Below are 380 nucleotides of genomic sequence, written 5' to 3'. Positions count from 1 at the left end.
GGACTCCAGGGTTTTGCCCGGCGGCACCAGGCAGCCTGCGGCGACAATCACTTCGTCCTCCACCACGGCGCCGTCCATGATGATGCAACCCATACCTACCAGCACCCGGTTACCAATGGTGCAGCCGTGCAGCAGCGCCTTGTGGCCAACGGTCACGTCATCCCCGATCTGAAGTGGATAGCCACCGGGGTTATAATCACTGGCATGAGTGATGTGCAGCACCGACCCATCCTGAATGCTGCAGCGGTTGCCGATGCGAATCTTGTGCATGTCGCCGCGCACCACGGTCATCGGCCAGATAGAGACGTCATCCCCGGTCTGGACATCCCCGATAACCACTGCACTGGGATCAATCCAGGCGCGTTCTCCAAATTGTGGCG

At 60.3% G+C, this 380-nt stretch carries 1 protein-coding gene; it reads right to left on the bottom strand.

Annotated elements, in window-relative coordinates:
* The coding region (locus BIU97_RS18345; RefSeq protein WP_302846696.1) for a gamma carbonic anhydrase family protein at nucleotides 1–222 on the bottom strand (222 nt) is incomplete at its 3' end.
* Nucleotides 223–380: the final 158 nt, after the last annotated feature.

It is taken from the genome of Curtobacterium sp. MCBA15_009 (assembly GCF_001864895.1).
Taxonomy (GTDB): Bacteria; Actinomycetota; Actinomycetes; order Actinomycetales; family Microbacteriaceae; genus Curtobacterium.
The sequence above is the reverse complement of the archived record's forward strand: the minus strand, read 5'-3'. Positions and strand labels throughout refer to the sequence as shown.